At 64.8% G+C, this 17,020-nt stretch carries 18 protein-coding genes; 7 read left to right on the top strand and 11 right to left on the bottom strand.

Annotated elements, in window-relative coordinates; all coding sequences use genetic code 11:
* Window positions 1-122: 122 nt before the first annotated feature.
* Entirely contained in the window at window positions 123-965 is an 843-nt protein-coding gene (locus G568_RS0100595) for an outer membrane protein assembly factor BamD (protein WP_026756214.1), read from the top strand.
* Window positions 966-1,009: 44 nt separating this feature from the next.
* Window positions 1,010-2,668, top strand: a complete 1,659-nt coding sequence (gene recN / locus G568_RS0100590; protein WP_026756213.1) for a DNA repair protein RecN — start codon at window positions 1,010-1,012, stop codon at window positions 2,666-2,668.
* A gap of 143 nt (window positions 2,669-2,811) precedes the next feature.
* Here recN and G568_RS0100585 read toward each other — a convergent pair whose 3' ends face one another.
* The 6 genes from G568_RS0100585 to G568_RS17915 form a co-directional block, all read right to left on the bottom strand.
* Window positions 2,812-3,147 (bottom strand): carboxymuconolactone decarboxylase family protein, encoded by a 336-nt coding sequence (locus G568_RS0100585; protein WP_026756212.1) that lies wholly within the window; start codon window positions 3,145-3,147, stop codon window positions 2,812-2,814.
* Between the two features lie 95 nt (window positions 3,148-3,242).
* A complete protein-coding gene (locus G568_RS0100580; RefSeq protein ID WP_026756211.1) occupies window positions 3,243-3,539 on the bottom strand; it encodes a DUF1330 domain-containing protein in 297 nt (98 codons plus the stop codon).
* A gap of 39 nt (window positions 3,540-3,578) precedes the next feature.
* Window positions 3,579-4,337: a hypothetical protein gene (locus G568_RS0100575; protein WP_026756210.1), complete on the bottom strand. Its 759-nt coding sequence runs from the start codon at window positions 4,335-4,337 to the stop codon at window positions 3,579-3,581.
* Between the two features lie 212 nt (window positions 4,338-4,549).
* The gene (locus tag G568_RS0100570) at window positions 4,550-6,193 is read right to left on the bottom strand and encodes a CTP synthase (protein ID WP_026756209.1); all 1,644 of its coding nucleotides are present in this window, start codon (window positions 6,191-6,193) and stop codon (window positions 4,550-4,552) included.
* A gap of 172 nt (window positions 6,194-6,365) precedes the next feature.
* Window positions 6,366-6,743 carry a preprotein translocase subunit SecG gene (gene secG, locus G568_RS17920; RefSeq protein ID WP_037373436.1) on the bottom strand — a complete coding sequence of 126 codons (378 nt, stop codon included), beginning with the start codon at window positions 6,741-6,743 and terminating at the stop codon, window positions 6,366-6,368.
* A 115-nt stretch (window positions 6,744-6,858) separates the two neighbouring features.
* Window positions 6,859-7,254, bottom strand: coding sequence for a DUF6524 family protein (locus tag G568_RS17915; RefSeq protein WP_037373435.1), 396 nt, complete (start codon window positions 7,252-7,254; stop codon window positions 6,859-6,861).
* Between the two features lie 150 nt (window positions 7,255-7,404).
* Here G568_RS17915 and G568_RS0100560 point away from each other — a divergent pair, with 150 nt between their 5' ends.
* On the top strand, window positions 7,405-8,697 hold the full coding sequence (locus G568_RS0100560; RefSeq protein ID WP_026756208.1) for an adenylosuccinate synthase: 1,293 nt from the start codon (window positions 7,405-7,407) through the stop codon (window positions 8,695-8,697).
* Entirely contained in the window at window positions 8,697-8,939 is a 243-nt protein-coding gene (locus G568_RS0100555; protein ID WP_026756207.1) for a DUF2842 domain-containing protein, read from the top strand. Before G568_RS0100560 ends, G568_RS0100555 begins: the two co-directional genes overlap by 1 nt.
* A gap of 6 nt (window positions 8,940-8,945) precedes the next feature.
* On the opposite strand, the gene G568_RS0100550 is transcribed toward G568_RS0100555, so the two are convergent.
* Together G568_RS0100550 and G568_RS0100540 are read right to left on the bottom strand one after the other, a co-directional pair.
* Window positions 8,946-9,818: a hypothetical protein gene (locus G568_RS0100550; protein ID WP_157084208.1), complete on the bottom strand. Its 873-nt coding sequence runs from the start codon at window positions 9,816-9,818 to the stop codon at window positions 8,946-8,948.
* A gap of 119 nt (window positions 9,819-9,937) precedes the next feature.
* The gene (locus G568_RS0100540; protein ID WP_026756204.1) at window positions 9,938-10,900 is read right to left on the bottom strand and encodes a hypothetical protein; all 963 of its coding nucleotides are present in this window, start codon (window positions 10,898-10,900) and stop codon (window positions 9,938-9,940) included.
* Window positions 10,901-11,048: 148 nt separating this feature from the next.
* Here G568_RS0100540 and G568_RS0100535 point away from each other — a divergent pair, with 148 nt between their 5' ends.
* On the top strand, window positions 11,049-11,723 hold the full coding sequence (locus G568_RS0100535) for a thiamine diphosphokinase (RefSeq protein ID WP_026756203.1): 675 nt from the start codon (window positions 11,049-11,051) through the stop codon (window positions 11,721-11,723).
* Here the strand turns inward: G568_RS0100535 and G568_RS0100530 are convergent.
* Genes G568_RS0100530 through G568_RS0100520 form a run of 3 tightly spaced genes read right to left on the bottom strand, consistent with a single transcriptional unit; the run spans window position 11,647 to window position 14,947 of the window.
* Window positions 11,647-12,588: a DMT family transporter gene (locus G568_RS0100530; RefSeq protein ID WP_026756202.1), complete on the bottom strand. Its 942-nt coding sequence runs from the start codon at window positions 12,586-12,588 to the stop codon at window positions 11,647-11,649. The two genes, G568_RS0100535 and G568_RS0100530, sit on opposite strands and share 77 nt — an antisense overlap.
* A 48-nt stretch (window positions 12,589-12,636) precedes the next feature.
* Window positions 12,637-13,572 (bottom strand): DMT family transporter, encoded by a 936-nt coding sequence (locus tag G568_RS0100525; RefSeq protein ID WP_026756201.1) that lies wholly within the window; start codon window positions 13,570-13,572, stop codon window positions 12,637-12,639.
* A 1-nt stretch (window position 13,573) separates the two neighbouring features.
* On the bottom strand, window positions 13,574-14,947 hold the full coding sequence (locus G568_RS0100520; protein WP_026756200.1) for an L-serine ammonia-lyase: 1,374 nt from the start codon (window positions 14,945-14,947) through the stop codon (window positions 13,574-13,576).
* 402 nt (window positions 14,948-15,349) lie between these two features.
* Between G568_RS0100520 and G568_RS0100515 the strand changes: the two genes are divergently transcribed.
* Both G568_RS0100515 and G568_RS0100510 read left to right on the top strand, forming a co-directional pair.
* Window positions 15,350-16,054 (top strand): outer membrane beta-barrel protein, encoded by a 705-nt coding sequence (locus G568_RS0100515; RefSeq protein WP_051202558.1) that lies wholly within the window; start codon window positions 15,350-15,352, stop codon window positions 16,052-16,054.
* Window positions 16,051-16,941, top strand: coding sequence for a c-type cytochrome (locus tag G568_RS0100510; RefSeq protein WP_026756198.1), 891 nt, complete (start codon window positions 16,051-16,053; stop codon window positions 16,939-16,941). The genes G568_RS0100515 and G568_RS0100510 overlap by 4 nt, the downstream gene beginning before the upstream one ends.
* Window positions 16,942-17,020: the final 79 nt, after the last annotated feature.

Genomic DNA, 17,020 nt, shown 5'->3' with positions numbered 1-17,020 from the left:
GGCGCGTTTGCGCGATATCGATGAAATGCACCAAAGACGTTTTGCACCGGAATTTTCTGTGCTACGACCTAGGGTGAAACCGGGTTTTCCCGGGGCTGGATCTTTTGAGGGTGAGAGCAAGCATGACAGGCGGGTCCCGAACACGGCTGATTGGTGGTGCGTTGTTGGTCGCGATGCTGGCCGGGTGCGGGTCGGGCGTCGAGCGGCGCGAAAGCATCGAGATCGAGAAATACTCGGCCCAGCAGATATTCGAGCGCGGCGAGTTCGAGCTTGAGCGCAGCAGGCCCGCCGACGCGGCCTTCTACTTCTCCGAGATCGAGCGCCTCTATCCCTATTCGGACATGGCCAAGCGCGCCCTCATCATGCAGGCGTATTCTTACCATCAGGAAGCCGATTACGAGAACAGCCGCTCGGCCGCGCAGCGCTATATCGATTTCTATCCCGCCGATGACGATGCTGCCTACGCGCAGTATCTCCTCGCGCTTAGTTACTATGACCAGATCGACGAGGTCGGCCGCGATCAGGACCTGACGTTCAAGGCCCTTCAGGCCCTGCGCACCGTGATCGAGCGCTACCCCGATAGCGAATACGCCCGCTCGGCGATCCTCAAGTTCGACCTTGCCTTCGATCACCTCGCGGCCAAGGAAATGGAGGTCGGGCGCTACTACCTCAAGCGGCAGCACTACGCCGCCGCGATCAACCGGTTCCAGACCGTTGTCGAGGATTTCCAGACCACTAGCCACACCGCCGAAGCGCTGCATCGGCTGGTCGAGGCGTACCTGTCGCTCGGCCTTACCAACGAGGCGCAAACCGCCGGCGCGATCCTGGGGCACAATTTCCGCGGCACCGAATGGTATCAGGACAGCTACAAGCTGCTCACCGGGCAGGGGCTTGAGCTCAGGTCGCGCGGCGACAACTGGCTCAGCCGAATCTACCGGCAAACCATCAAGGGCGAATGGCTATAGCAATAGGGGAGGCGGGGAAGTGACCCGCCGACGGGACTTGGCTCATGCTGCGCGCGCTCGAGATACGCGATATCCTGATCATTGACCGGCTGGAGCTTGATTTTCGCCCCGGCCTGAACGTGCTCACCGGCGAGACGGGCGCGGGCAAGTCGATCCTGCTGGATTCGCTGGGTTTTGTCCTGGGCTGGCGAGGCCGCGCCGACCTGGTGCGCGCCGGCGCCGACCAGGGCGAGGTCACCGCCGTGTTCGAGCTTCCCGCAGGCCACCCTGCCCTTGCCGTTCTGGACGAGGCCGGCCTGCCATCCGCCCCGGGTGAGCTGATCTTGCGCCGCGTCAACCGCCGCGACGGGCGCAAGACCGCCTGGGTCAACGACCGCCGCTGCTCGGGCGAGGTGCTGCGCACGCTGTCGGATACGCTGGTGGAATTGCACGGCCAACAGGACGATCGCGGCCTGCTGGACCCGCGCGGCCACCGCGTGTTGCTGGATGCCTACGGTGCGCACACGGATCTGCTAACGCGCACGCGCGGCGCGTGGCGGGCCCTGTCGCGCGCGCAAAAGGACCTGGCACAGGCGCAGGACGCGCTTGAAGCGATGCGCAGCGAAGAGGAGTTCCTGCGCCACGCCGTGGGCGAGCTGGACGATCTTGCGCCCGAGCCGGGCGAGGAGGCCGACCTTGATAGCCGCCGCCGCATGATGCAGGGCGCAGAGCGCATCCGCAGCGACGTCACCCGCGCCTACCAGGTGCTGGGCACCGACGGCGCCGAAGGGGCCATGGGCGACGCGATGCGCTGGCTCGAAGGGGTCGCCGATCAGGCCGAGGGGCAGCTCGATGCCCCGCTAGAGGCGCTTGGCCGCGCGTTGATGGAGCTGGGCGAGGCGTCGCAGGGTGTCGAGGCGGCGATGGACAGCCTCAATTTCGACCCGCACGAGTTGGAGCGCACCGAGGAGCGCCTGTTCGCCATCCGCGCGCTGGCTCGCAAGCATGGCGTCGCGCCCGATGACCTGGTCGGGTTCGGCACCCAGCTGCGCGAAAAACTCGCCGCGCTGGATGCGGGCGACGAGGGCATCACCGCCCTGACGCAGGCCCGCGATACCGCCCAGGCCGAGTACGATGCCACCGCAAGCGCCCTGTCGGCCGCCCGCGCGGATGCCGCCGCGCGCCTCGATCGCGCGGTGATGGCCGAGTTGACCCCGCTCAAGATGGACAGGGCGGGCTTTTGCACCCGCGTCACGCCTGCCGATCCCGGCCCCGACGGCACCGACCAGGTCGCGTTCGAGGTGGCCACCAACCCCGGTGCCCCCGCCGGGCCGCTGGCGCGCATCGCCTCGGGCGGCGAGCTCAGCCGCTTCCTGCTGGCGCTCAAGGTTTGCCTCAGCCAGAACAGCGAGGGCGTGACCATGATCTTTGACGAGATCGATCGCGGGGTTGGCGGCGCCACCGCCGATGCCGTGGGCCGCCGCCTTGCCGCGCTGGCCGAGGATGGGCAGGTTCTGGTGGTGACCCACTCGCCGCAGGTGGCGGCGCGCGGAGCCCATCACTGGCGCGTGGAAAAGGCCGTCAATGACGATCAGACGCTGTCAACCGTGGTGCCGCTGGACGCTGCGCAGCGCGTCGACGAGATCGCCCGCATGGTCGCCGGCGACATGATCACCGACGAGGCCCGAGGCGCCGCGCGCGCTCTTCTGGACGGTGCCGCCTGAAGATGGGCGGGCTGGCGTTTTGGTGATGGTGCGCTGCCATTGATCTGTTGGAGGTATGCGGCGGGGTAAAGTGCGCTGCCAAACCGTTACAGCGCCACCCCACGGGCAGGCGCGCGCCCGGCTTGCGCTACCCCGCAAACGCCTCACCCCGCCAATTCGTCGTAGCATTCCAACGCTTTGCCAGCGTACATCATCGACGGCCCGCCGCCCATCTGGATCGCCATCGCCAGAACGTCGGCCACTTCCTCGCGGGTGGCCCCGCATTTCACCAACGTCTCGACATGCAGCACGATGCAGGCCTCGCACTTGGTGGCGATCGCGATGCCCAATGCCACAAATTCCTTGGTCTTGAACTCAAGCGTTCCGCCCTCTTTCACCGTCTTGCCCAATGCGCCGAACGCGCGGGTGGTGTCGGGAATGGTCTTGTTTAGCGCCCGCAACTGGTCGCGCGTGCCCGAAAGTTTGTCGCTCCAACTCATGTCTTGTCCTTTGAATGTGTTCGCTCAAGCCGCCCTAAACCACGCCGCGCCGGCGCCGTCCTTGATCTTGATCATGTGATCCCAAACGCGCCCGATCAGTCGGGGTCATACCCCCGCACGATCACCAGATCGCCCGTCGAGACCGGATCGCGCAGCGCCTTGGCCGCCTGGTAGCCGGACGAATCGTAGCACGCCAGCGCCGCCTCGTAGCTGGGAAATTCGATCACCACGGTGCGGGCGCGGCCGCTGCCCTCGCGCTGCTGCCCCTCGCCGCCGCGCACCAGGAATCGCGCGCCGTATTCCGCGAACGGGGCGGCGTTCGCGGCCTTGTATTGCTCGTATACCTCCGGGTCGTCCACATCCACATGCGCAACCCAATATCCCTTGGCCATTCTTTTCTCCTTCGCCGCGTGGTCGTGCCCAGTTCAGCCTCAACCGGCCAGCGGTGCAAGGGCAAAAAGGATGTCGTCGATGGCGATGCCGCCGGGGTCGCTGTTGCTGATGGTGATCGCGGCAATGCCGGCCCCTGCGCCTTGCACAACGAAGCCGAAAGACGCGACGCCATGCCCGGGGAAGAGGGTATCGATGCTCAGCCGTGTGCCGTCGCGGGCGTAGAACTGCACCGTCACTGCTCCGGGCAAGGGCCGGTCTCCCAGCGGGTCGGCGTAGTCGGCGTGGATGCGGATCGCCACGGCGCGCTGATCGCTGTCGAATAGCACTGCCAGCGCCCCTTCACCGCGGCCGCTGCGCGCCTGCGCGCCATCGGGACCGACCGGGAACACCGCGTTGGACCCGAAACCGCGGTGCAGCGCCACGGCCAGTGATCGCCCCGGCGGCCCGGATCGCAGGGCGAGAGGTGCGCGCAGGTCGGTACGTGGCAGCACGTCGTGCGGCGCGCCGCCCGATACCTCGGGCAGGGGGCGTATGCTGACGCTCTGGCCGGCGAAATGCTCTGCAAGGGCGGCGCCGGGCACCCGGTAGACATCGTCAAGGATCACGCCCGGCTCGGCCATCGCGGGCAGTTCTTCAAAGTCGATGCGCCCGCCGAGTTGCTCGGCCAGCGCGTCATAATCGGCCCGATTCACCTGCCCTGCCGCTGCGCCCGGTGCCGCCAAAGCCAGTCCCGCCGCCATCAGCGCCGCGCACATCGCGGCTCGCGCGCCATGCCGCGCCCATTCCGCCTTGACCATGTCGGCCTCCTTTACCGCGCGTTGCGATGGAGGGAGTTCAGCCGCAACCGGCCGGTGGCGCAAGGGCAAATTCGCGCGGCCGCTCTGGTCCGAGAGGGCATGCGCGCCCCGGGCGAGGTGCGCACGACTAGCGAGCGCCCTTAACAGGTAGTTTGGAAAGATGCTTCAATAACAGCGCTTTAGATTCACCGTCCCATAGTGAAACCAGCCCCTCAAACCAGTCGCGATGTTTCTACCGCCGCCTTCACGAAATCGGCGAACAGGGGGTGCGGCGCGAACGGCTTGGATTTCAATTCGGGGTGAAACTGCACCCCGATGAACCAGGGATGCTCTTCCCATTCCACGATCTCCGGAAGCCGCCCATCGGGTGACATCCCCGAGAATTTCAGCCCGCAAGCCTCCAGCTTTTCGCGGTACTTGGTGTCCACCTCGTACCGGTGCCGGTGCCGCTCTTCGATCTTGGTGGTGCCGTAGATTTTCGCCACCCGAGAGCCCTCGGCCAGCGTCGCCTCGTAGGCCCCTAGCCGCATGGTGCCGCCCTTGTCGTCGCCGACGCGCCGCTCGATCGTGTGGCTGCCCTGCACCCATTCCTTGAGGTGGTAGACCACTGGCTCGAACCGGGTCTGCCCCGCCTCGTGATCGAATTCCTCCGACCCCGCCGTCGCCAGCCCGGCAACGTTGCGGGCGGCCTCGATCACGGCCATCTGCATGCCCAGGCAGATCCCCAAGTAGGGGATCTTGCGGGTGCGGGCGAACTCGGCCGCCTTGATCTTGCCCTCGGTGCCGCGCTCTCCGAACCCGCCGGGCACGAGGATGGCGTGGAACCCCTCAAGATGCGGCGCCGGGTCCTCGCGGTCGAACAGCTCGGCATCGACCCAGTCCACCCGCACCCGCACCCGGTTCGACATGCCGCCGTGGGTCAGCGCCTCCTTGATGGATTTATAGGCATCCTCAAGCTGCGTATACTTGCCGACGATGGCCACGCGAACCTCGCCCTCGGGGTGCTGGATGCGATCGACTACATCCTCCCACACGGCCAGATGCGGGCGCGGCGCAGGCGAGATGCCGAACGCATTGAGCACCGCCTGATCCAGCCCGACCCGATGATACGCCAACGGCGCCTCGTAGATCGAACCCAGATCGTAGGCCGGGATCACGTTTTCCTTGCGGACGTTGCAGAACAGGCCGATCTTTTCGCGCTCTTTCTCGGGAATGGGATGCTCCGACCGGCAAACCAGGACATCGGGCGCGATACCGATGCTGCGCAATTCCTTGACGCTGTGCTGGGTGGGCTTGGTCTTCAACTCGCCGCTGGCGGCCAGGTAGGGCAGCAGCGTGAGATGCATGAAAATACACTGCCCGCGCGGCCGATCATGAGCAAACTGGCGGATCGCCTCGAAAAACGGTAGCCCTTCGATGTCGCCGACGGTGCCGCCGATCTCGCATAGCATGAAATCAACCTCGTCCTCTCCGATCGCGAGGAAATCCTTGATCTCGTTGGTGACGTGCGGGATCACCTGGATCGTCTTACCCAGGTAATCGCCGCGCCGCTCCTTTTCCAAAACGTTGGAATAGATGCGCCCCGAACTGACCGAGTCGCTGGCCCGCGCCGCCACGCCGGTAAAGCGCTCGTAGTGGCCCAGGTCCAGATCGGTCTCGGCGCCATCGTCGGTGACGAACACCTCGCCGTGTTCAAAGGGCGACATGGTGCCTGGATCGACGTTCAGATACGGATCAAGCTTACGCAGCCGAACCGAAAAGCCACGCGCCTGCAACAGCGCGCCAAGTGCCGCAGAGGCAAGCCCCTTGCCCAGAGAAGAAACAACACCGCCAGTGATGAAAATATATCGCGCCATTTGGTTGGCATCCCCCGTGATCAGGCCATTTTTGGTCAGCAGTTGAGCGCCCTGAATAGCCCTGCCGGACCACTGAACCACGGGGCACAACCTATAAAGGATTCGCAGGAAAAGAGCAAGCAAGCCGCAAGATGCTGTTGCGGCGAAATTGCTTGCCTCAATTACTTGTGGATCAGTCGGCGCGCGGCACCAATGGTGCAGTCTCACCCGACGTCGGCGGCACCAACGTATCGTCCGACGGGGCAGCCGGATCGGCCTGCTCCTCGGCGGCGGGTTGCTCGCCCAGGCGGTCCAGAACGGAGCCCCCCGTCGATTTTTGCGCCGCGATGATGGTTAGCGCCAGCGAGGTGCAGATAAACGCGATCGCCAAGACCCATGTCACACGGCCAAGCGCGGTTGCCGCGGCACGGCCGGACATGACCCCGCCGGGTGCGCCGCCACCACCGCCGCCGCCCATTCCAAGACCGCCGCCTTCCGAACGCTGGATCAGCACGACGCCGATCAGCGCCAATGCCAATAGGAGGTGGATGATGAGGATGACGTTTTCCATGAAGGCGCCCGCTTTCGGTGTGAACTGTGGGGTATCTAGGGAAATTGCAGGCGCGGCGCAACCCATTGTCGCCGTGCCGCGTATGTCTGCCGGCGGTCTGGCGGCTACAAGGTGCTTAGTCGGCCACGTCGTCAATATCGGCCTGCCCGCTGAGCTGTCTGCGCAGTATGCTCCAGCTCAGCCCAATGCCCAGAACCAGCGAGAGTGCCACAAGGCCAAGCCACAGGTTCAGGTCGCGGTTTTCCAGGTTCAGCACCCCCCAATCATAGAGCACCCACGTCAGTGAACCGAAAATTGCCAGCACAAGGCCCATCCCGAACGTGCCGATCGAGCGAAGCGTGGCGCGCAGGTAGATAATGTACCCCACGAACAACACGAGCCCCATGAACACCACCAGCGGTGTCTGGATCTCCCAGTTGGCCTGTGTCCAGGCCGCGTAATTCCATTGCGTCGGGTTATAGGTGCTGACCAAAAGGGCAAATGCCACAAGCCAGCGGACGAAAAACCCCATGAGTAATCTCCTTTAATCGAATGGCTTGATTTTGCGCATTCGGCACCCTGTGTCCAGACGCGGGATGAATTTGCGGTTTCATGTGTGTTCTCGTGCCGCTATATGGTTGCGGGTTTCATCGCAACACCGTTTCAGACGAAAGGTCCGGACATGGCGAATGTGGTTGTCGTCGGCGCTCAGTGGGGTGACGAGGGAAAAGGCAAGATCGTGGACTGGCTGTCCGAGCGGGCGGATGTCATCGCCCGGTTTCAGGGGGGGCACAACGCGGGCCACACCCTGGTTATCGACGGCGAGGTTTACAAGCTGCACGCGTTACCTTCGGGGGTGGTGCGCGGCGGCAAACTCAGCGTGATCGGGAATGGTGTCGTGCTGGACCCCTGGCATATGCTGAGCGAGGTTGAAACCCTCCGCTCGCAGGGCGTGGAGATCACGCCGGAAACGCTTATGATTGCCGAGAACACGCCGCTGATCCTGCCCATTCACGGGGAGTTGGACCGCGCCCGCGAGGCCGCGATCAGCGTCGCGAAAATCGGCACGACGGGGCGCGGCATTGGGCCGGCCTACGAGGACAAGGTCGGGCGCCGCGCGGTGCGCGTGGCCGATCTGGCGGATGATGCGACGCTGGAGCTGCGGGTGGATCGGGCGCTGGCCCATCACGACGCGCTGCGCCGGGGCCTTGGTCTTGAGCCGGTGGATCGCGCCGCCCTGCTTGCCAAGCTGCGCGAGATAGCGCCGGGGATCCTGGCCTATGCGGCGCCGGTGTGGAAGGTGCTGAGCGAAAAGCGTAAGGCGGGCAAGCGGATCTTGTTCGAGGGGGCGCAGGGGGCGCTGCTGGATATTGATTTCGGCACCTATCCGTTCGTTACCTCGTCCAACGTGATCGCGGGGCAGGCCGCCACCGGCACGGGCATCGGCCCCGGCAGCATCGATTTCGTGCTTGGGATCGTGAAGGCCTACACCACTCGCGTGGGCGAGGGGCCGTTTCCGACCGAACTGCACGATGGCGACGGTCAGCGGTTGGGCGAGCGCGGTCACGAGTTTGGCACCACCACGGGGCGGCAGCGGCGCTGCGGCTGGTTCGACGCCTGCCTGGTGCGCCAGACATGCGCCACCAGCGGCGTCAACGGCATTTCCCTGACCAAGCTGGACGTGCTGGATGGGTTTGAGACGCTCAAGATCTGCGTCGGGTACGAGTTGGACGGCAAGACGCTGGACTATCTGCCGACGGCAGCCGATCAGCAGGCGCGCTGCACCCCCGTATATGAAGAAATGCCGGGGTGGACGGAATCGACCGAGGGCGCGCGACGGTGGGCGGACCTGCCGGCCAACGCGATCAAGTACGTGCGCCGCGTGGAAGAGTTGATTGATTGCCCCGTCGCGCTATTGTCTACCTCGCCCGAGCGTGAAGACACGATCCTGGTCACGGACCCGTTTGCAGATTGATGGCACTGTCCTGGAAAGCACGAAGGCGCTGGTCGCTGGTGATCCTGCTGGTTGGGATGCCCGCGTACATCGTTCTGGCGGTGAGCATCCTGAACATGCTGGATCGGCCGCCGTTCTGGCTGGAGCTGATCGTGTACGTGGTGGTCGGCTTTGGCTGGGTGGTGCCGCTCAGGTTCGTGTTCCGCGGGGTTGGACAAGCCGCCCCCGACGCCGATGATGAGGCCGGAAGCGGCAAGGAATAGGCGCACTTAGCCGACGCGCCTTGCCTCTGGCAGAAACCCGATTTCGGATGACGCGGTGAAACGACCGGGGCCGACCTTGCGCAATTTTCCGGTCCGTAAGAGCGTGCCGAAGCTGCGCAAGCCGTCTTCGCGGCTGAATGCGTCGCCCTGGATGCTGCGCAGCCGCGTCATCAACTGCGGGCGCGAGAAGTCCTCTCGTTCTTCAACATAGGTCATGTATGCTGCGGCCGCCTCGAGGATGTCGCCCAGGCTTTGCGCGCCGACCTCGGCCGCGAAATCGGCAAACCCGTCCGGTGCGGGGTGATCGGTGGTCACTTCGGCAAGCGGAGCATCCAGATCGGCCCGCGAGACACGGCGCGGGCGCACTGGCTTGGTCTCATCGGGGTTGTCGATACGCTGCTCAGCCACCAGTTTCAGCGGCGGCGCGCTTTGATCCGTGTCGGGGCGGCGAGCACTCGATTTGCCAAGTTTCTTGGGGCGTTTGGGACGCACGGCGCTGGCCAGATCGTCGCGGAAGGCGTCCGAAATGGTGTCTTCGCGCTCGGGCTTGCCCGCCTCGATCTCGGCGTTGGTCGCGGCCACAGCGGCGCGCAGATGGGCGATGGCGTTGCGGCGGTTGGTGGCTTGCGGCTCGGCCATTTCGCTTTGGGTTTTCGCGATCAGGCGCTTCATGTCTTGCTCGCCGGCGCTTTGGTAAAGGCGTTCGCGCCGGGCTATGCGATCATGCCTGCTTTCGTGGGATTGCTCGCTTGGATCGGCGGCGAAGATGGAGCTGACATCGTCTTGGTCGCCCTCGTCTTCCGCGTGGCTGTCGTCGTGGCTCTCGTCTTCGTCGTCACTGCTCAACTCGGCTTCGACCTGGGCGAGCTCGAGGCGCAATTCCTCTTCTTCTTCGGGGGTTAGACTGCTTTCTTCGTCGTCGAGCCAATCGTCGGACCAGTCGTCTGCGTTCTCTTCGGGGGTATAGGTTGCCTCTTCGAAGTCGGAGCGTTTGACCTTCAGGACGCCCGAGCGTGGGCTTTCCTGCTCATCGGTTTGGGGCGTCTCTTCGGCCAGATCCTCGGCCAGTGGGGCGTGGTCTGTTTCGGGGAGGACTTCGGCGGTGGGGCCCTCATCTTCGATGTTTTCTGGCTCTGCGAGGGCTTCGGCCGGCTCGGCGCCGTGGGCGATCGCGGCTTCGAAACCGGGAGTGAAGTCCTCGGTCCGTGGGGTTTCTTCGGTTGCCTCGACCTTGGGGGCGTGGCGATTTCTTCTGAAATATCAGGGGTTTCGGCGTGCTCGTCCTCGGTATAGAGGGCGGCGGCGCTACCTTGACCTTTGGACACGACGGCGCGAATGCGGCGCAATTTCGCGGCGACGCTTTCGGTCTCGGTCGCCGCTGCAATGGTTTGCGGCTCAATGGTTTGCGGCTCTGAGGGGGTGGGTGCCGCGGCCTCTTCTGCGGCCTCGTCTTCGGGCAAGTCTTCATTTTCGGCGGTTGCCGCTTCATCGAAATCGGGCGGGGTGTCTTCGACTGGCGGCACCGGGGAGGTGTCGGTTTCGGCGGCGCTGGCGACCTCGGGCTGCGGCGATTCGGCGGCGATATCTTCGCGCTGTTCGCTGTCGGAATCGGCCTGATCCTGGTGGCTGTTTTCTGTCGGTATTGCGTCGGTATCGGGGGCGGTCGATTCCTCGGGCGTTTCTTGCGCCTGAGTTTCTTGCTCCTGCTCGGAGGCGCGCAGGACAATCTGCCCGCGTTCCTGGCGTGCCTCGACCTGACGTGCAATTTCACGTTCGGCGATTCGGGCAAGCATGTCGGCGTCCGGCGTGGGCGGCTCTGCCCCGAAGTAGCGATCGTCGGAGGCCAGATCGCGGAAGTATTCAGCAATGGCCTTCATCGTCCCGAAAGAGTCATCAAACCCTTCGAGCGTGCAGGAGAACGTCCCATAGGAAACGGTTAGTATTTTGTTGCTGCTTACCATTACCAACTCACTTTCTTTCTAATGTAAGTTCCGCATCTACCATCCGATCCGAGACCAAACCTGACCGATTCTTCGGTTATTAAGGTATCATTTAATGGCGGGATTGTGTTCTGTAGCTGCACGGGGCGACAATGCCGGAGGCGAAAGCGTGATTGTTCAATCTCTCGATCCAATTGCAATGATCGGCGGTGGCGGCGTCGAAGAGGTCCTTTGGCAGGCCATCCGACCGCATGTGCAAGACGTGGTCGCGGCGGATTGCGGCGCCGGCACGGCGTTGGCGCAGGGGTTGGTGCCGCACGCGGTGATTGGCGACATGGATTCGCTGCGCGAAACGGATCGCGCGGCATTGAACCCCGACAGTATCCACTGCATCGCCGAGCAGGAAACAACGGATTTCGAAAAGTGCCTGATGTCGGTGCGCGCGCCCTTGATCCTTGGGGTCGGGTTTGGCGGTCCGCGCCTGGATCATCGGTTGGCCAACTTCAACACATTGGCGCGCTACCCGTTGCAGCGGTGCATCCTTCTGGATGGGGCCGACCTGGCGTTTCTGGCGCCGCCGTCGCTGCGGCTTGATCTGCCGGTGGGCACGCGGTTTTCGGTGTTTCCGATGGGCGCGGTCGAGGCGGTATCAGAGGGCTTGCACTGGCCGCTTGCGGGGCTGAGCCTTGCGCCCGATGGCCGCGTGGGCACGTCGAACCGTGTGACGGCGCCCGTTTACCTCGGGGTGACGGCGCCGAAGCTGTTGGTCATTCTGCCGCGGGAGGCGCTGGACCAGGTCGTTGCGGCGCTACGCGAGCAGCGCGATACATGGTCCGCTCTCTGACTATGATGTAAAGGCCGGCGGCCACGGTAACCACGATCCCGAGAAGGGCAAGGCCATCGGGAAGGTCGTTGAACACGATCCAGCCGATCAGGGTCGCGAACGGAATCTCCAGGTATTGCATCGGCGCCAGCGTAGCAGACGGCGCCAGCCGCAGGGCCCATGTCATAAGCAGGTGCCCCAGCGTTCCAAGGACGCCGACCAGCATCAAGAGGGACCATTCGCGCGGGGACGGCCACGCGGCATCAAAGCCGGGCAGGCCGCTATCGTGCAGCAGCAGAAGCGGCGGCAACAGCACCGCGCAGGCCATGACGCCGCTGATCGCCTGTAGCGCGATCGGATCGCTTTCGCGCGCGATGGTGCGTGTCACCAACATGAACAGGGCAAAATCGAGCGCCACGCCAAGCGGCAAGAGGGCCGGCCATCCGACTTCGGCGAAGGAGGGCTGGATCACCAGCAGAGTGCCGATAAACCCGGTGCAGCAGGCCAGAAGGCGGCGCGCGCCCACCTCTTCGCCCAAGGCGAACTTGCCCAGCAGAAGCATGATGAAGGGCATGACGAAGGCGATCGCGATGGCGTCGGCCAAGGGCAAGAAACGCAACGCCGTGAACATCATGCCGATCCCGGCGACGTGCAAAACGGTGCGCACCCCGGCTAGCGCCAGCGCCTTGCCCTGCATGCGCCAGATGCGGCCGCCCAGCACCACCAGAGGGATCAGCAAAAGCGCCTGCAGTCCGAACCGCACGATCAGCAGAAGGCCAAGCGCGACCGTCTCGCCCAACAGCTTGGCGGTTGCGTCGCCCATGGGGGCGACGACACAGAAGCCGAGCATCAACAGGATGCCAAGAAGGGGGCGGTCCGCAGTCATTCGCGCACGCTAGGGCGCGGGGGGCGGATTGAAAAGACGAAAGCGGGCTCAGGCGGGGGGCAACGGGCGGCGGCGGATGCTGTTGGCCCGCTCGCGCGCGAAGACATAAAGGCCCGAGCCGACGATGATCGCGATCCCCGTCCATGTCAGCGCGTTGGGGAAATCCCCGAAGATCCAGTAGCCCAGCCCGGTGGCCGCGACGATCTCAAGGTATTGCAGCGGCGCGATGGTGGCCGCCGGGGCCATGCGCAGCGCGAAGCTGATGAACAGGTGCGAGATCGTGGCGGTCACGCCCACGCCCAGAAGCGTCCAGATGGCAAATCCCTGCGGCATCACCGGATCAAGCGCGATGTTGCCGGTGCCGTCGAAGATCACCAGAAGCGGCACCACGATCACCGTCGCGCCCGCCGCGGTGTAGCCTTGCAGCGTAATGGGATGGATATGCCGCGCCATCGAGCGGGTCATGATCATGTATCCCGCGAAACACAGCGCGGTGCCCAATGGCATGAGGGCGACCGGGCCCAGGTCGGCAAAACTGGGCTGGATCACCAGCAGGGCGCCGCCAAAGCCGATCAGGCAGGCGATGATCCTGCGGCGGCCGACGTCCTCGCCCAACAAGAAGCCGCCCAAGAGGGTGAGGATGAACGGCTCGACAAAGAAGATCGAGATGGCGTTGGCGATGGGCATGTAGCGCAGGGCGGAGAAGAACAGGCCGGTTGCCAGCAACAGAAGGAAGCCGCGCAGCAGGTGCAGGCCGCTTTCGCGCAAGTTGGGGCGATGGGCCATGCGCAGGACCATCGCCAGCGGGATCAGCGTGAGAACCTGGAACCCGAAGCGGACGGCGAGGATCAGGCCGACGACGATCACCTCGGGCGTGGCCTTGGCAAAGCTGTCCATGACCGGGGCCAGGGCGGTGAACGCGATCATGCACAGGATGCCTGCAACCGTGCGATCGGGAAGTGCTTGGGCTGTATTGATGCTCATCTCAGCAGTTTGGCACGTTGGTGGCCAGCCCGCCAAGCGATGTTTCCTTGTATTTCTCGCTCATGTCCGCGCCGGTCTGGCGCATGGTCTCGATGCAGGCATCGAGGGGGACAAGATGCGTGCCATCGCCGCGCAGGGACAGGGACGCGGCGCTAACGGCCTTGATGGCGCCAAGGCCGTTGCGTTCGATACAGGGGACCTGCACGAGGCCTTTGACGGGATCGCAGCTCATGCCCAAGTGATGCTCCAGCGCGATCTCGGCGGCGTTTTCCACCTGCTCGGGCGTGCCGCCCATCACGGCGGCCAGACCGGCGGCGGCCATGGCAGAGGCCGATCCCACCTCGGCCTGGCAACCCGCCTCGGCGCCCGAGATCGAGGCGTTGTATTTCACCAGCCCGCCGATCGCGGCGGCGGTCAGCAGGAACTCGTCCACACGCGCCGGGGTGGCGCCGGGCACGTGATCAAGCCAGTAGCGGATGACGGCGGGCACGACGCCCGCGGCGCCGTTGGTGGGGGCGGTGACGACCTGTCCGCCGGCGGCGTTTTCCTCGTTCACCGCCATGGCGTAGGTGCTCATCCAGTCGTTGATCGTGTGTGGCGCGTTGAGGTTCATGCCCCGCTCGGCCAGAAGGGCGTCATGGATCCCCTTGGCCCGGCGTTTCACCTTCAACCCGCCGGGCAGGATGCCGTCGGTGGAAAGGCCGCGCTCGATACAGTCATCCATCACCTGCCAGATGCGGGTCAGCCCCGATTTGAGGCTTTGATCGCCCCCGCGCGAGGTCTCATTCGCGGTTTTCATCTGGGCGATGGTCTTGCCTGAGCTATGCGCCATCTCAAGCATCTCGGCGGCGGATTTGAACGGGTAGGGCACCGGCGGGCCATCGTCGGTGTCCTTGCCGGCGGCCAGCTCATCCTCGGTCATGACGAAACCACCGCCGATGGAATAGTAGGTTTCCTGCAAGATGACATCGCCCTGCGCGTCGGTGGCCATCAGGATCATCCCGTTCGCGTGCCCTGGCAGGGACGGGCCGTAATCGAACGTCAAATCATGCGCGGGATCGAATTGCAGCGTGCCCAGCCCATCGGGGCGAACGGTCTTGGTGGCGCGGATATCAGACAGGGCGGCCTCGGCGGCCTCGTTGTCATAGGTTTCCGGCACGAACCCGGCGAGCCCGAGAATCGTCGCGCGATCGGTGGCATGGCCGACGCCGGTAAACGCCAGCGACCCGTGCAGCGAGCCGCGCAGCCCCGCGAAATCAAACGGCGAGGCGCGCATCCGGTCGAGGAACCGTGCGGCGGCCACCATCGGCCCCATCGTGTGCGAAGAGGATGGACCGATGCCCACCTTGAACATCTCGAATACGGATAGAAACATGCGCGCGCTCCTTGTTGGCCGGGGGATATCGCGGGCGGGCGATCCCATCTTGCCCGAAAGCGACGCTTCATCGCCGCCAACCCGCATCGAGCCTAGGGCAGTGTGCAGCCGGGGAAAACCCGCGTTTGGCGGGCACTGCGCCCGGCGGCGATGGTTTCTTGTCGGGGCTTTAGGGGGCGGCGTCAGTTACGCCGCTGCCCTGCGACGAAAAGGGCACTTGCTCAAGCTGCCCGCTTTGCTACGCCGAGACGTGCGAGCGAACAGGGTCGGGGCGGCGAGCCCCTTTTATATGTAATGGGCAGGGCGGCGTCCTGTTCAATCCCCTGTCTCGAGTCCCCGTGGTTTCCTGGGGCGCTGAGGCGTTCAGACACAAGGCCGCCACAAGGCCGCGGAGGCGACGATATGTATTTCACCAACAAGGAACCTTCCAAAAGGGTCTCTCGGGCGCTTGCGCTGACGGTTTGCGCCGGTTTGGGATACGGCGCGGTTGCCGGTCCGGCGCATGCGGAATTGGTCCTTTCGTTCTACTCGGGCGCGAACTTCTCGCCCGATTCGGATGTTGATTTTGATTTCAACGATGGCGCGGGGCGGCAATCGGTCAACACCAGCTGGGATGGCGAGGCGCTGGTCATGCCGCCGTATTTCGGTGTGCGTGCGACGTGGTGGTTCGACGACAAGCCGAATTGGGGCGTGTCGATCGACAATGCGCATACCAAGGTGGCCGCCGATCCGATGCCGGCGCAGTTCAACACGCTGGAGTTCACCGACGGGATCAACATGGTGACGGCGAATGTGCAGTACCGGTTTCTCAACGATACCAAGTTCACGCCGTACCTGGGGGTGGGTGTCGGGTTTACCACGCCGCATGTCGAGGTGGTAAGCGCCTCTGGCGCGACGCGCACGTCCGAGTACCAGTTCGGAGGCCCGGCCGCGCAGGCGCTGATCGGGGTGGAGGCCGAGATCAACGACCGCTGGGCCGTGTTTGGCGAGCTTAAATCGGGCTATGCCGACATCAGTGCGGACCTGAACGGGGGCGGGTGGCTCAAGACCGAGGTGATCAGCAACCAGGTGGCGTTCGGGGTGTCGTACACGGTGCCGAAACGGTGATCCGCGGTGCGGCTGGCATCGCCTTGGGGCTGCTGGTGCTGGTAAGCTGCGCGCAGCGGCAAGACCCGGCGACAGACATGGCCCCGGGCGCGATCAGCCTTGCAGATGGCGAGACGGTATTTCGCGTCGGCGGCTGCGCCTCTTGCCACACGACACCGGGGGAAACGAGCGAGGACGCGCCGCATTTGGGCGGCGGGCAGGAGTTGCAGACGCGTTATGGCACCTTCCGGGTGCCCAACATCTCGCCCGATAACGAGCACGGCATCGGTACTTGGACGGAGGCGCAGTTCGCGCGCGCCATGCTGCGCGGTGTATCGCCCGAGGGGCAGCACTATTATCCGGCGTTTCCCTATACCTCTTATGCGCGGATGAGCGCGCGGGATGTGGCCAACCTGTGGGCTTACCTGCAATCGCTGCCGCCCGTGCGGCGGGAGGTGCAGGATCATGATCTGCGCTTTCCCTATAACAATCGCGGTGCAATGGCGGTTTGGAAGGCACTGTATTTCCACCCGACAAAGGTGGTGGATCTGGGGCCGCTGAGCCCCGAGGTCGCGCGCGGTCAGTACCTGGTCGAGGGGCCGGGGCATTGCGGCGAATGCCACACCCCGCGCGGCGGGCTTGGCGGGCTGGATCATGACCGCTGGCTGGCGGGCGGGATGCTGCCGGATGGGCAGGGGTTTGCGCCCGACATCACGGGCGGGGAAGCGGGGCTGGGCGGTTTGACGGTCGAGGAAATCGCCAGCGTGCTGATCCCGGGGCCGCAGCATTTTAGCGCGGCAGAAGCCGGGTACGAGATGGAGGCGGTGCGCGGCAACCTTGCCGCTTTGCCCGAGGCGGATCGCAGGGCGATCGTGGCTTACCTCAAGGCGGTGCCCGGCGCGCGTTGAGCCTGCGGTGCCCGGCGGTGCGGCGCGCGCCAAATCGCCCCTCGCACCCGGCCTGTTTCTTGCCTATAACCGGAACACG

This window comes from Sediminimonas qiaohouensis DSM 21189 (assembly GCF_000423645.1).
Lineage (GTDB): Bacteria > Pseudomonadota > Alphaproteobacteria > Rhodobacterales > Rhodobacteraceae > Sediminimonas > Sediminimonas qiaohouensis.
The sequence above is the reverse complement of the archived record's forward strand: the minus strand, read 5'-3'. Positions and strand labels throughout refer to the sequence as shown.

Bases quoted from the DNA above. Each gene is read 5' to 3' on its own strand.
- G568_RS0100595 (WP_026756214.1), top strand. From the start codon at position 123: ATGACAGGCGGGTCCCGAACACGGCTGATTGGTGGTGCGTTGTTGGTC.
- recN (WP_026756213.1), top strand. From the start codon at position 1,010: ATGCTGCGCGCGCTCGAGATACGCGATATCCTGATCATTGACCGGCTG.
- G568_RS0100585 (WP_026756212.1), bottom strand. From the start codon at position 3,147: ATGAGTTGGAGCGACAAACTTTCGGGCACGCGCGACCAGTTGCGGGCG.
- G568_RS0100580 (WP_026756211.1), bottom strand. From the start codon at position 3,539: ATGGCCAAGGGATATTGGGTTGCGCATGTGGATGTGGACGACCCGGAG.
- G568_RS0100575 (WP_026756210.1), bottom strand. From the start codon at position 4,337: ATGGTCAAGGCGGAATGGGCGCGGCATGGCGCGCGAGCCGCGATGTGC.
- G568_RS0100570 (WP_026756209.1), bottom strand. From the start codon at position 6,193: ATGGCGCGATATATTTTCATCACTGGCGGTGTTGTTTCTTCTCTGGGC.
- secG (WP_037373436.1), bottom strand. From the start codon at position 6,743: ATGGAAAACGTCATCCTCATCATCCACCTCCTATTGGCATTGGCGCTG.
- G568_RS17915 (WP_037373435.1), bottom strand. From the start codon at position 7,254: ATGGGGTTTTTCGTCCGCTGGCTTGTGGCATTTGCCCTTTTGGTCAGC.
- G568_RS0100560 (WP_026756208.1), top strand. From the start codon at position 7,405: ATGGCGAATGTGGTTGTCGTCGGCGCTCAGTGGGGTGACGAGGGAAAA.
- G568_RS0100555 (WP_026756207.1), top strand. From the start codon at position 8,697: ATGGCACTGTCCTGGAAAGCACGAAGGCGCTGGTCGCTGGTGATCCTG.
- G568_RS0100540 (WP_026756204.1), bottom strand. From the start codon at position 10,900: ATGGTAAGCAGCAACAAAATACTAACCGTTTCCTATGGGACGTTCTCC.
- G568_RS0100530 (WP_026756202.1), bottom strand. From the start codon at position 12,588: ATGACTGCGGACCGCCCCCTTCTTGGCATCCTGTTGATGCTCGGCTTC.
- G568_RS0100525 (WP_026756201.1), bottom strand. From the start codon at position 13,572: ATGAGCATCAATACAGCCCAAGCACTTCCCGATCGCACGGTTGCAGGC.
- G568_RS0100520 (WP_026756200.1), bottom strand. From the start codon at position 14,947: ATGTTTCTATCCGTATTCGAGATGTTCAAGGTGGGCATCGGTCCATCC.
- G568_RS0100515 (WP_051202558.1), top strand. From the start codon at position 15,350: ATGTATTTCACCAACAAGGAACCTTCCAAAAGGGTCTCTCGGGCGCTT.